Below are 12616 nucleotides of genomic sequence, written 5' to 3' on the forward strand. Positions count from 1 at the left end.
TCTGTGGTCATGTGCCGATAAGCCCGTTGGATAACTGCGTTAAGCCTGTGGATTAAAGTGATGGTTATCCACAGACGGGTTTATCCTTGGTTTTTAAGCCCTGTTATCAACTGGGTACAGTGCCGCTTACCCACAGGGCTTAATCCACAGATTTTCGCCATTCACCCTAGATTCGCCCATGGCGAAGCCACACCTATCTTCCGATTGGAGCCGATGACCTCATTGGGAGACCTATTGTGGGAAAACCACAGCGCAGTTAATAATAGCGATTATCATTAACCTACCTAACGCGCCCTATGCCTCTTCCTTCTCACACGGCAGCCGTCCAGCACATCTACGAGCAACACCACACGTGGCTGCGCGGATGGCTCAAAGGCAAATTAAATAACGCCTGTGATGCGGCCGATGTGGCCCACGATACGTTCGTGCGCATCTTGGGTGGACGACACGCCTCCCAGATTCTGGAACCGCGTGATTATCTGGCAACCATCGCCAGGGGCCTGGTGATTGATCGTTATCGACGAAGTGCCGTTGAACAGGCCTATAAGGAGGCCCTGGCTGAACGTCCTGAGATCACCGTCGTTAGTGAGGAGGACAAAGCGCTCATCATCGAAACATTAGTCGCTGTGGATAAAGCCCTGCACGCGCTTGGCGGGCGTGCACGAACAATCTTCATGCTGTCCCAGATCGATGGGCTGACTTATCAACAGATCGCCGATCAACTGCAGGTTTCGCTCACAACGGTGAAAAAACACATGATCCGAGCGTTTACCGAGTGTTCATTGATCATGGCCAACTCCTGATGGCCGCCCCCGACCGCGACACCTTTGAAGCCGCCGCCACTTGGTATGTGCAATTTCAGTCTCAAGCTCCCACACCCGCCGAACACCATGCCTGGCAGCAATGGTTGAGGCGCGACCCTTCCCATCTGGCCGCTTGGAACCAGCTCGAACAGCTGCAACGCAGTCTGGGCGGGTCACCACAGGACGTTACTCGGCGTGCGCTGTCGACGACTCAACAACGCCGGCAAGTACTTAAATGGATGCTGGTGCTTGGCGGTGGGGGCTATCTCGGTTGGAATCTTCAGCAACACAGTGGCGTGGGAACGTTGTTGGCTGACTACCGCACGCCGATTGGCAAACATCAACGTATCCAATTGGCCGACGGCACCCGAATCGAACTCAACACTCGCTCAGCAATCGATGTGATATTCGACGAACGGCAGCGGCTTATTCGTCTGCGCGAGGGTGAGGTACTTATCCACACCGGCAGGTTGGCGGCGCAGCTACCCTTCTATGTTGAAACCCGCCAAGGTCGGGTTCAGGCATTGGGCACCCGCTTTACCGTACGTCAGCTGGCCGATTCCACTCGCGTTGGAGTGTTGGAGGATCGCGTACAGGTGTCACCCGTAGACAATCCTTCCTCTGGCCAACTCCTCAAGGCGGGGCAGAGCGCCGACTTTGATCGGCTTAATGTCGGCCCGATCCTTCCCTTCACCGCAACCCAGACCGCCTGGATCGACGGTCAATTAATCGTGCTGGATGCGCGGCTTGGCGATGTAATCGACGAGTTGTCACGCTATCGTCCCGGAGTCCTGCAATGCGATGCCGTCTCGGCCCGTCTGCGCGTATCCGGTACGTTCCGTCTGGACGCCACCGATGCAGTACTGACCAACCTGCAAGCCACCTTGCCTATCCAAGTGAAATACTTCACCCGCTATTGGGTTTCGATAACGCCAATCGGTTGATCGAAAATAATTCACCAGGAGGGTTACCTTTTTTTCACCTGGCGCGGCCCTACAGGTAATTACGACAATACCTTTAGGGTTTATCCGCCAATGCGCCTCCCCATCCAGCTACGCCAGCGACTTTCCTGCCATGGCATGACCTATGGTCTGCTGATTGCCACTGCCACCGCAGCCAGTACCCTGTCTGCCACCGGCGTCTTGGCCGCCAACATGGTGCAGCATTACGCCGTTGCGGCCGGTTCGCTGGACAGGGCTTTAAGCCAGTTTGCGGCCAGCGCAAATGTGATCTTGTCTTTTTCGCCGGAGCAGGCCGCACGGCTGACGACACCTGGGCTCGAGGGCGACTACTCGATTGATCAGGGGTTCGCTTTGCTGCTGCAAAACACTGGGTTGTCGGCGGTCGCCCAAGCTCCTGGCAGCTACGTATTGCAGGTCGCTCCCGCAGACCAACTCACGCTTGCGCCAACGACGGTGAGTACTTATCAACAGGATGGTTTCAACCGGGATATCTCTGGGGATGTGGGCTACAAGGCGCAGAACAGTCGGATCGGTACCAAAACCAGTACGCCCTTGTCGGAAACACCGCGTTCAGTCTCGGTTGTCACCGGTCAGCGCATCAAGGATCAGAAGGCGCAAAGCCTGACGGAAGTGTTGGGGTACGTGCCTGGCATCTTCGCGCCACCCTTTGCCGCCGGCGACAGTCTGGCAGGCGACCTGTTTTTCATCCGCGGTTTCAACGCCACTGACTACGGCTACGGCCTGCTGCGAGATGGCCTACGCGTGCAAGGCAATCGATACGACACCACCAGCGAGCCTTACGGCCTAGAGCGCGTTGAAGTTTTCCGCGGTCCCTCCTCCCTGCTCTATGGCGAAAACGCGCCGGGCGGCCTGGTTAATCTGGTGAGCAAACATCCGACGGCCACGCCCCAAGGTGAGGTGCAACTCGGGTATGGCTCCAATAATCGCCGCCAGTTGGGTGTGGATATCTCGGGTCCGCTCAATGGTGATGACAACGTCCTCGGCAGGCTGGTGATGCTGGGGCGAAAATCCGATACGCAAACCGACCATGTACCGGATGATCGGCTCTATCTAGCACCGTCCTTGACGCTCAACTTCGACGATTACAACACCTTGACCCTGCTGGCCAATTACCAGAAGGATCACACCAACCTGGAACTCGGCCTCCCGGCTGCGGGAACTCTGCTTACCAACCCTAACGGCAAGTTATCCAAGCACACGATGCTGGGTAATCCGGACTGGAACACCTTCGAACGTGAAGCCTGGAGCACGGGTTACGAATTCAGTCACAGCTTCAACGACGACTGGCAGTTCAGGCAGAACTCCCGTTACATGCAGTCGCGCATCAACCGCCATGAAACCTGGCCCAGCGCCCTGAACAATCGCGGCTTTGGCACGCAACTGAACATGACCGCCTACGATCGCTATAACAAATCAATGGTTTACTCCCTGGATAACCAACTGGAGGGAAAATTCCGACTCGGCGATTTGGAAAATACCGTGCTGTTGGGCGCCAGCTACGACCGTACCTCGTTCAACCAAGATTGGGACGCAGGGTTTGCGGGGACCATTAATGTGTATAACCCCGTGTACCTGCGCGATCCGCTGACCCCCATCGCAGTACAAAACACCCTGCTTGAGCAACAAATGAAAGGGGTTTATGCACAGGTACAGAGCAAATACGAGCACTGGTTGTTCTTACTCGGCGGTCGTCAGGACTGGGTGGACAGCGAATTCCGCGACAAGGTGAACAAGGCCAGCAACACCCAGGCGGAAGACCGCAAATTCACCTATCAGGGCGGAGTCATGTACCAGTTCGACAACGGCCTGACGCCGTATGTCAGCTATTCCACCGCGTTCGTCCCTGTACAGCAGATCTCCAACGCCGGCTCACCGTTAAAACCGATCACCAGCAGCCAATACGAAGTGGGCGTTAAATACGAACCGCTCGGCTGGGACACGGCGATGACGCTGTCGGTGTATGACCTACGTAAACAGGACGACACCTACCTCGACGCCACCACCAACAGCTATCGGCAGGTAGGTGAAAGTCGCGCCAAGGGTGTGGAAGTGGAGGTCAACAGTAACCTCACGCAGAATCTCAATGTGACAGCAGCTTATACCTACACCGATGCGCGTATTACCAAGGATTCGGCCACGTCTTTGGTCGAAGGGCATCAGATGACGGGCGTCCCGCGCAACCAGGCTTCGGTGTGGAGCAAGTATCGCTTCCTCGACGGTCAGCTTAAGGGGCTCTCCCTAGCTGGGGGTGTTCGCTATTTCGACAGTACTTTTTCCTACACCGCGCCGACGTTGTACGGCAAATTGGACGCAGGAAGCGTCACATTGGTGGATGCCGCGGTTGGTTACCAGATTGATAAACACTGGTCTGTGGATCTGAATGCGAAAAACCTGTTCGACAAGGAATATGTGTCCGGTTGCAACGATGCGGGGCGTTGCTACTGGGGTGACAGCCGTACCTTGCTCGGTACGGTGTCTTACAACTGGTGACCAGGTTGTGGATAACCGGTTATTTGCCGATGCAGAAGCTGGAGAAGATCCGCCCAAGTAAATCATCTGAGCTGAAGGCGCCGGTGATTTCGCCCAAAAGCTGCTGAGCCTGTCTCAAGTCTTCGGCCAGCAGCTCCCCTGCTCCTGCCAAGGTCAACTGCGCGCGTCCGTGCTCCAAGGCCGCGCTGGCCTGACGCAGCGCTTCAAGGTGCCGACGGCGAGCGCTGAAGCTGCTTTCCGAGGTCTGTTCGTAGCCCATGCAGGCTTTGAGGTGATCGCGCAGCAGCTCCAAGCCTTCCCCTGCCGATTTGGCGCTCAGACTGAGGGTGACATGGCCATCTTCGCTGGTTTGCAGAGCGATCGCTTCTCCCGTCAAGTCGGCTTTGTTACGGATCAACGTGACCTTGGCCGGATCCGGCCGCTGCTCCAGAAACTCCGGCCATAGGGCAAAAGGATCCACAGCCTCCGGTGCCGTGGCGTCCACGACCAACAGCACGCGATCAGCTTCACCGATGGCCTTGAGTGCTCGCTCAACGCCAATTTTTTCCACCTGGTCATCGGTATCACGCAAACCAGCCGTATCGACGACGTGCAACGGCATGCCATCGATGTGGATATGTTCGCGCAGGATATCTCGGGTCGTGCCGGCGATCTCAGTCACGATGGCCGCTTCCCGACCTGCCAACGCGTTGAGCAGGCTGGATTTACCGGCGTTGGGGCGACCTGCGATCACCACCGTCATGCCGTCACGCAGCAATGCCCCCTGACCGGCCTCACGCAGAACTGTGGATAACTCGTCGCGGACTTTGTCCAGCATCGCCAACACGTGGCCATCGGCAAGAAAGTCGATTTCTTCCTCTGGGAAATCTATCGCCGCCTCAACGTAGATACGCAGACCGATCAACTGTTCCGTAAGGTTATGCACACGCAAAGAAAATGCGCCTTGAAGCGAGCGCAGCGCATTGCGCGCCGCCTGTGCGGAACTGGCCTCAATCAAATCCGCGATAGCTTCGGCCTGGGCCAGGTCCAGCTTGTCATTCAAGAACGCTCGCTCGCTGAATTCCCCTGGCCGAGCCAGACGGCAACCCAATTGCAGACAGCGCTGCAGCAGCATATCCAACACAACCGGGCCGCCGTGTCCCTGCAGTTCCAGAACGTCTTCACCGGTGAACGAATTCGGGCCAGGAAAATACAGCGCCAGTCCTTCGTCCAACACCTCGTTCTCGGCATCCAGAAACGGGCCGTAATGCGCGTATCTGGGCTTCAGGTCTCGCCCGCTGATGGCCTTGGCGGCTACGCCAGCAAGCGGCCCGGAAATACGAACGATACCGACGCCGCCACGACCTTGAGCGGTAGCGACAGCAGCGATGGTTTCACGAGGAGCGCTCATCAACAGGTTCCAGAACAAATGTGACGGAAAGCAAAACGCCCCACTAGGGGGCGTCTTGAGTGGTTATCCACAGAGTAATTACGCCGCAGCTTTTTGGGTAGCCGCTTCGATTTTACGTGTGATGTACCACTGTTGAGTAATCGACAACACGTTGTTGACCACCCAGTACAGCACCAGACCCGCCGGGAACCACAGGAAGAAGAAGGTGAAGATGATCGGCATCATTTTCATCACTTTGGCCTGCATCGGATCCGGAGGCGTTGGGTTCAGACGCTGCTGGATAAACATGGTCGCGCCCATGATGATCGGCAGGATAAAGAACGGGTCTTTGATCGACAGGTCAGTTATCCACAGCATGAACGGTGCCTGACGCATTTCCACGCTTTCCAGGAGTACCCAGTACAGCGACAGGAATACCGGCATCTGTACGAGAATCGGCAAGCATCCACCCAGCGGGTTGATCTTCTCTTTCTTGTACAGCTCCATCATGGCCTGCGACATTTTCTGCCGGTCATCACCATGTTGCTCTTTCAATGCAGCCAGTTTCGGCGCCACGGCACGCATGCGGGCCATCGACTTGTAGCTGGCGGCCGACAGAGGGAAGAAGATGCCCTTGATCAGCATGGTCAGGAAGATGATCGACCAGCCCCAGTTACCGACGATGCTGTGGATATGTTGCAACAACCAGAAAATCGGTTGTGCAATGAACCACAGAATGCCGTAGTCCACCGTCAGTTCCAGACCTGGGGACAACTCTTTGAGCACAGCCTGGCTTTTCGGGCCGGCATACAGAGTCGCGCTGGTTTCGCCGGTGGCACCTGGCGCGACGGTCAACGACGGGCCGGTGTAGCCAATGATGTAGTTACCCTTGGAGTCCTTGCGGGCCAGAACCACATTATTCTGGCCTGGCTGTGGAATCCAGGCGGTCACGAAATAGTGCTGCAACCAGGCAACCCAACCGCCGTTCACGTTGTAGGTGATGGCTGGCTTGGTCTTGTCTTCGCTCACCTTGTCCATGTCTTTCATGGACACTTTTTTGTACGGTTCCGAACTTGTCCACAGGGCGGCGCCCAGGTAAGTCGCGGTGCCCGTAGCTGTACTGGACGAAGGATCGGAGCTGGCGTCGCGCTTGAGTTGCGCGAACATCGCGCCGTTCCAAGGCTGAGCGCTTTGGTTGTCGATCAGGTAGGTGACAACAATGTCATACAGGCCACGCTTGAGCGTGAACCGCTTGATGTAGTTGACGCCATCCTTGCTGAACTTCAGGTCTACGACCAATTGGTCCTGACCGTCAGCCAGTTGATAACTTTTCTTCTCCGAAGAGAAAACCGGACGACCGGCTTGGCTTGCATCGGGACCGTTGGTACCGATCAGACCGCTTTGAGCCTGGTAAATACGCTCGCCACCGTTATCGAACAGCTGGAAAGGGATTTCCGGATGGTCTTGGCGGCGTGGATACAGCGGCAGGGTCAGCTTGGCAACGTCACCACCTTGTGGGTCGACTGCCAGGTCCAACACATCCGTTTTGATCTGGATGAGGTCGGTGCTTGCTGCAACTGGAACTTCGGCGGGCGCCTTGGCTTCGCCTGCTGCGCGTGGAATGTCATCACTGGCGGCAGCGTTAGTGCCACTTGCCGTGTCGGGAAGTCCCGCAGGTGCAGTGTTGACGGCAACATTCTGAGTCGGCAGGGCAGCTTGGCCATAGTCTTGGTTCCACTTAAGAACCATAACGTAGGACACGATTGCCAGGGCGACGATCAGGATCGTGCGTTTAATATCCATGATTACTCGGCCATCGAAGAAGAACGGGAGGTGGGGACAGGTGGAACCGGGTCATAACCACCGGGATTCCACGGATGACAGCGACCTAAACGACGAAAGGTCAGCCAGCCACCGCGCAGAAGACCATGATTTTCTATGGCCTCTAACGCGTAGCAGGAACAACTGGGGTAGAAACGACAGTGATTGGCCATCAGAGGACTAATGGCGTAGCGGTAAAACTGGATCGGAACGAGGGCCAGTTTACGCATCGTTGCTGTCTACCCCTACAGTTTCGGGGCTGGCTGGAGGTGCTGGCTTGTGGGTACGCGCCAAACGTTTCCAGAGCTTGCCGAAATGCTGAATCAATTCGGGGTTTTCTACATCCCCCAAGCCTTTACGCGCGACGATAACAATATCCCAACCAACCAGTGTGTCCTGGTGGAGGCGAAACGATTCGCGCATCAGACGCTTGAGGCGATTGCGCTCAACGGAGAGCTTTACGCTCTTTTTGCCGATCACCAACCCGAGACGGGGGTGATCCAGATCGTTGTTACGCGCAAGGAGCAGGAGATTTTTCCCCGGAACCTTGCCGGTGGGGGAGTCAAAGACTGCCTTGAAATGCCGGGGAGTTAGCAGACGCTTTTCCCGACTGAAGTCCTGACTCACCACCAGTGCCGGATTATCAAACTGCCAGACGCGCACGACCTTTGGCGCGGCGACGCGACAGGACGGCACGACCGTTCTTGGTAGCCATGCGGGCACGGAAGCCGTGGGTACGGGCGCGTTTGATGGTGCTGGGTTGGAAAGTACGTTTCATGGCGTTGTTACCTGGTTCGTCACAACGGGCCGGAATGGCCCCCGTTTTAAGAGACCGGCGATTCTAGAGAAAGCAAGCCTCTAGGTCAATTTCCAACCAGCTATTCCTTTAATTAGATCTGAATACGGCAGCGTCGCTGTTTTCACCGTTCAGACACTCATCAACACGAATCTAGATATAGAAATAAAGAAGGAAGTTATTTAAAGCTTTTCTGTAAAGCTTATAAAAGCTATGCAGTCCACCATCTGTGGATAACTGCCTCAAGCCCTTATTCCACTTGATGTACAGAGAATGACAACACAGGGGAGAAACGGTGTTCTGCCTGTGCTGCGCTGTCGGATAAGCTGTGGGTGGAATGGCCTGTTATCCACAGTCCAGTTACCCACAGACTTTCGGACCTACTTGTGCAACGAGCTCAGGTACGCTTATCCACAGAGCTTATGCACAGACCATCGGTCGGCTTTTTCAAGGTTAAGGCATTGATTTTGGCTGGGGTGTCAGCAAGCTACATGTGGATAAGTGGACAGCTGATCGCTACAATGGCGGCTGTTTTTGCCTCACCGGCTTTCAACTTAGGGGATATCCGTGTCAGTGGAACTTTGGCAGCAGTGCGTGGAGCTTTTGCGCGATGAGCTGCCTGCCCAGCAATTCAACACCTGGATCCGTCCGCTACAGGTCGAAGCCGAAGGCGACGAGTTGCGTGTCTACGCGCCCAATCGGTTTGTGCTCGACTGGGTCAACGAGAAGTACCTGAGCCGTGTTCTCGAATTGCTCGACGAACATGGCAATGGTCTCGCCCCAGTGCTCTCCTTATTAATAGGTAGCAAACGCAGCTCCGCGCCTCGCGCTGCACCTAATGCGCCGCTGGCGGCTGCGGCGTCTCAAGCCCAGGCGGCGACCGCACCCGCTGCCCCGACGCCTTCCGTTGCGCCGACGCCCTCCAAATCGTCGACGCAAAAAAATGCGCCGGAGCATGAAGAGCCGTCCCGCGATAGCTTCGACCCGATGGCAGGAGCCAGTTCCCAACAGGCCCCTGTTCGTGCCGAGCAGCGCACTGTGCAGGTCGAAGGTGCGCTCAAGCACACCAGTTACCTGAACCGCACATTCACCTTTGAAAACTTCGTCGAGGGTAAATCCAACCAGCTGGCGCGCGCCGCTGCCTGGCAGGTCGCCGACAACCCCAAGCATGGTTACAACCCGCTCTTCCTTTATGGTGGCGTTGGCTTGGGTAAGACCCACTTGATGCACGCTGTGGGTAACCATCTATTAAAGAAAAATCCGAATGCCAAGGTCGTATACCTGCACTCGGAGCGCTTCGTGGCTGATATGGTCAAGGCCTTGCAGCTCAACGCTATCAACGAATTCAAGCGTTTTTACCGCTCTGTTGATGCCTTGCTGATCGATGACATTCAATTCTTCGCCCGCAAGGAACGTTCCCAGGAAGAGTTTTTCCACACGTTCAACGCTCTGCTCGAAGGCGGTCAGCAGGTTATTCTGACCAGCGACCGTTACCCGAAGGAAATCGAAGGTCTGGAAGAACGCTTGAAGTCCCGCTTCGGCTGGGGCTTGACGGTTGCCGTAGAGCCGCCGGAGCTTGAAACCCGCGTCGCGATCCTGATGAAAAAGGCCGACCAGGCCAAGGTCGAGCTTCCCCACGATGCGGCGTTCTTTATCGCCCAACGCATTCGCTCCAACGTGCGTGAGCTGGAAGGTGCGCTGAAGCGGGTAATTGCCCACTCGCATTTTATGGGCCGCGATATCACGATTGAGCTGATTCGCGAATCTCTGAAAGACCTGCTGGCTCTGCAAGACAAGCTGGTGAGTGTGGATAACATCCAGCGCACTGTGGCCGAGTACTACAAGATCAAGATTTCCGACCTGCTGTCCAAGCGTCGTTCGCGCTCGGTAGCACGTCCGCGTCAGGTGGCCATGGCCCTCTCCAAGGAGTTGACCAACCATAGCCTGCCGGAAATCGGTGATGTATTTGGTGGTCGCGACCACACCACGGTCTTGCACGCGTGCCGCAAGATCAACGAACTTAAGGAATCCGACGCGGATATTCGCGAGGACTACAAGAACCTGCTGCGTACACTGACTACGTGATGACACCAGCGCAGCTTATTAAGGCAAGGGACTAGACCATGCATTTCACCATTCAACGCGAAGCCCTGTTGAAACCCCTGCAACTGGTCGCAGGCGTCGTCGAGCGCCGTCAGACCTTGCCGGTACTCTCTAACGTATTGCTGGTGGTCGAAGGCCAGCAATTGTCCTTGACCGGTACCGACCTGGAAGTCGAGTTGGTGGGCCGTGTGCAGTTGGAAGAGCCTGCTGAACCGGGCGAGATCACCGTACCGGCGCGCAAGTTGATGGATATTTGCAAAAGCCTGCCGAACGATGCGCTGATCGACATCAAGGTTGATGAACAGAAGCTGGTGGTAAAAGCTGGCCGTAGCCGTTTCACTCTGTCCACGCTGCCGGCCAATGATTTCCCGACCGTCGAAGAGGGTCCTGGCTCGCTGACGTGCAGCCTGGAACAGAGCAAACTGCGTCGTTTGATTGAGCGCACCAGCTTCGCCATGGCCCAGCAGGATGTGCGGTATTACCTGAACGGCATGTTGCTTGAAGTATCCGAAGGCGTTATCCGCGCGGTCGCTACCGACGGTCACCGCTTGGCGATGTGCTCGATGCGCGCCGATATCGGTCAGCCCGACCGTCATCAAGTTATCGTGCCACGCAAAGGTATTCTTGAACTGGCACGCCTGCTCACTGAGCCGGACGGCAATGTGAGCATCGTGTTGGGGCAGCATCACATCCGCGCCACTACGGGCGAATTCACGTTCACCTCCAAGCTGGTTGATGGCAAGTTCCCGGATTACGAGCGTGTATTGCCTAAAGGTGGCGACAAGCTGGTGATCGGCGATCGCCAGGCGCTGCGCGAAGCGTTCAGTCGTACTGCCATTCTGTCCAACGAAAAGTACCGTGGTATCCGTCTGCAATTGGCCAATGGTCAGCTGAAGATCCAGGCTAACAACCCAGAACAGGAAGAAGCGGAAGAAGAAGTGGGCGTCGACTACAACGGTGGCTCGCTGGAAATCGGCTTCAACGTGAGCTACCTCTTGGACGTGCTGGGTGTTATGACTACCGAACAGGTTCGCCTGATTCTGTCGGACTCCAACAGCAGCGCGCTGGTGCAGGAATCCGATAACGACGACTCGGCTTACGTTGTCATGCCGATGCGCCTGTAACCATGCTCAGCAGAAGCTAGATGTCCCTCAGTCGCGTCTCGGTCACCGCGGTGCGCAATCTGCACCCGGTGACCTTCTCCCCCTCCCCCCGCATTAACATCCTCCACGGCGCCAATGGCAGTGGCAAAACCAGTGTGCTGGAAGCCATTCATTTGTTGGGGCTCGCGCGTTCCTTTCGTAGCGCTCGTCTTTTACCGGTTATTCAATACGAACAGTTGGCTTGCACCGTGTTTGGCCAGGTCGAACTGGCTGAGGGTGGGCACAGCAGTTTGGGAATATCCCGTGATCGCGGGGGCGAGTTTCAGATCCGCATAGATGGGCAAAATGCACGCAGCGCGGCTCAGTTGGCCGAAATTCTGCCGCTGCAGCTGATCAATCCGGATAGCTTCCGGCTACTGGAAGGTGCGCCAAAAATACGTAGGCAATTCCTCGATTGGGGAGTGTTCCACGTGGAACCGCGATTTATGGCCACATGGCAGCGCCTGCAGAAGGCCCTGCGGCAGCGGAACTCGTGGCTGCGGCATGGTACACTTGACGCCGCTTCGCAAGCGGCCTGGGACCGTGAACTGTGCCTGGCCAGCGACGAAATAGATGAATACCGCCGTGCCTACATCAAAGCCTTGAAACCAGTCTTTGAACAGACCTTGAAAGAGTTACTGGATCTCGAAGGGCTGACGTTGAGCTACTACCGTGGTTGGGACAAAGAGCGTGAACTCAGTGCAGTTCTCGCCACTTCCTTGCAGCGGGATCAGCAGATTGGCCACACCCAGGCCGGCCCTCAACGGGCTGATTTGCGTCTTAGGTTAGGCGCTCATAATGCCGCGGACATCTTGTCCCGCGGTCAGCAAAAGTTGGTGGTGTGCGCTCTGCGTATCGCCCAGGGCCACTTGGTGAGCCAGGCCCGGCGCGGTCAATGTATTTATCTGGTGGATGACTTGCCGTCCGAACTCGACGAGCAACATCGCCGTTCGTTATGCCGCTTGTTGGAAGACTTACGCTGCCAAGTGTTTATCACTTGTGTAGACCACGAATTATTGAGGGAAGGCTGGCAGACGGAAACGCCAGTCGCTTTGTTCCACGTGGAACAAGGCCGTATCACCCAGACCCACGACCATCGGGAGTGAAGG

11 protein-coding genes are annotated in these 12616 nt (G+C 56.3%); 6 read left to right on the top strand and 5 right to left on the bottom strand.

The window, feature by feature from the left end; all coding sequences use genetic code 11:
• Nucleotides 1-296: 296 nt before the first annotated feature.
• From HRH33_RS00865 to HRH33_RS00875, 3 genes are all read left to right on the top strand, one after another.
• A complete protein-coding gene (locus tag HRH33_RS00865; RefSeq protein ID WP_034139933.1) occupies nt 297-803 on the top strand; it encodes a sigma-70 family RNA polymerase sigma factor in 507 nt (168 codons plus the stop codon).
• Nucleotides 803-1747 (top strand): FecR domain-containing protein, encoded by a 945-nt coding sequence (locus HRH33_RS00870; protein ID WP_167417361.1) that lies wholly within the window; start codon nt 803-805, stop codon nt 1745-1747. Before HRH33_RS00865 ends, HRH33_RS00870 begins: the two co-directional genes overlap by 1 nt.
• Nucleotides 1748-1837: 90 nt before the next feature.
• Complete coding sequence (locus HRH33_RS00875) at nt 1838-4276, top strand: TonB-dependent siderophore receptor (RefSeq protein WP_167417362.1); 2439 nt, start codon at nt 1838-1840, stop codon at nt 4274-4276.
• A 19-nt stretch (nt 4277-4295) separates the two neighbouring features.
• Here the strand turns inward: HRH33_RS00875 and mnmE are convergent, their stop codons facing one another.
• The 5 genes from mnmE to rpmH form a co-directional block, all read right to left on the bottom strand.
• Entirely contained in the window at nt 4296-5666 is a 1371-nt protein-coding gene (gene mnmE / locus HRH33_RS00880; RefSeq protein ID WP_034101618.1) for a tRNA uridine-5-carboxymethylaminomethyl(34) synthesis GTPase MnmE, read from the bottom strand.
• Between the two features lie 78 nt (nt 5667-5744).
• Nucleotides 5745-7448 carry a membrane protein insertase YidC gene (gene yidC / locus HRH33_RS00885; protein ID WP_034115592.1) on the bottom strand — a complete coding sequence of 568 codons (1704 nt, stop codon included), beginning with the start codon at nt 7446-7448 and terminating at the stop codon, nt 5745-5747.
• Between the two features lie 2 nt (nt 7449-7450).
• Entirely contained in the window at nt 7451-7696 is a 246-nt protein-coding gene (gene yidD / locus HRH33_RS00890; protein ID WP_080758814.1) for a membrane protein insertion efficiency factor YidD, read from the bottom strand.
• Nucleotides 7689-8093 (bottom strand): ribonuclease P protein component, encoded by a 405-nt coding sequence (gene rnpA / locus HRH33_RS00895; protein ID WP_198712244.1) that lies wholly within the window; start codon nt 8091-8093, stop codon nt 7689-7691. The genes yidD and rnpA overlap by 8 nt, the downstream gene beginning before the upstream one ends.
• Before the next feature lie 16 nt (nt 8094-8109).
• The gene (gene rpmH / locus HRH33_RS00900; RefSeq protein ID WP_003213577.1) at nt 8110-8244 is read right to left on the bottom strand and encodes a 50S ribosomal protein L34; all 135 of its coding nucleotides are present in this window, start codon (nt 8242-8244) and stop codon (nt 8110-8112) included.
• A gap of 585 nt (nt 8245-8829) precedes the next feature.
• Here rpmH and dnaA point away from each other — a divergent pair.
• The 3 genes from dnaA to recF are packed head-to-tail and all read left to right on the top strand — an operon-like array spanning nt 8830 to nt 12613.
• The gene (gene dnaA, locus HRH33_RS00905) at nt 8830-10347 is read left to right on the top strand and encodes a chromosomal replication initiator protein DnaA (protein ID WP_034139938.1); all 1518 of its coding nucleotides are present in this window, start codon (nt 8830-8832) and stop codon (nt 10345-10347) included.
• A 38-nt stretch (nt 10348-10385) separates the two neighbouring features.
• Nucleotides 10386-11489 (top strand): DNA polymerase III subunit beta, encoded by a 1104-nt coding sequence (gene dnaN, locus HRH33_RS00910; RefSeq protein ID WP_034139939.1) that lies wholly within the window; start codon nt 10386-10388, stop codon nt 11487-11489.
• A 20-nt stretch (nt 11490-11509) separates the two neighbouring features.
• Nucleotides 11510-12613, top strand: coding sequence for a DNA replication/repair protein RecF (recF, locus tag HRH33_RS00915; protein ID WP_034139940.1), 1104 nt, complete (start codon nt 11510-11512; stop codon nt 12611-12613).
• The last annotated feature ends 3 nt before the right edge of the window (nt 12614-12616 follow it).

The organism is Pseudomonas rhodesiae (assembly GCF_013285305.1).
Lineage (GTDB): Bacteria > Pseudomonadota > Gammaproteobacteria > Pseudomonadales > Pseudomonadaceae > Aquipseudomonas > Aquipseudomonas rhodesiae.

Bases quoted from the DNA above. Each gene is read 5' to 3' on its own strand.
- HRH33_RS00865 (WP_034139933.1), top strand. From the start codon at position 297: ATGCCTCTTCCTTCTCACACGGCAGCCGTCCAGCACATCTACGAGCAA.
- HRH33_RS00870 (WP_167417361.1), top strand. From the start codon at position 803: ATGGCCGCCCCCGACCGCGACACCTTTGAAGCCGCCGCCACTTGGTAT.
- HRH33_RS00875 (WP_167417362.1), top strand. From the start codon at position 1,838: ATGCGCCTCCCCATCCAGCTACGCCAGCGACTTTCCTGCCATGGCATG.
- mnmE (WP_034101618.1), bottom strand. From the start codon at position 5,666: ATGAGCGCTCCTCGTGAAACCATCGCTGCTGTCGCTACCGCTCAAGGT.
- yidC (WP_034115592.1), bottom strand. From the start codon at position 7,448: ATGGATATTAAACGCACGATCCTGATCGTCGCCCTGGCAATCGTGTCC.
- yidD (WP_080758814.1), bottom strand. From the start codon at position 7,696: ATGCGTAAACTGGCCCTCGTTCCGATCCAGTTTTACCGCTACGCCATT.
- rpmH (WP_003213577.1), bottom strand. From the start codon at position 8,244: ATGAAACGTACTTTCCAACCCAGCACCATCAAACGCGCCCGTACCCAC.
- dnaN (WP_034139939.1), top strand. From the start codon at position 10,386: ATGCATTTCACCATTCAACGCGAAGCCCTGTTGAAACCCCTGCAACTG.
- recF (WP_034139940.1), top strand. From the start codon at position 11,510: ATGTCCCTCAGTCGCGTCTCGGTCACCGCGGTGCGCAATCTGCACCCG.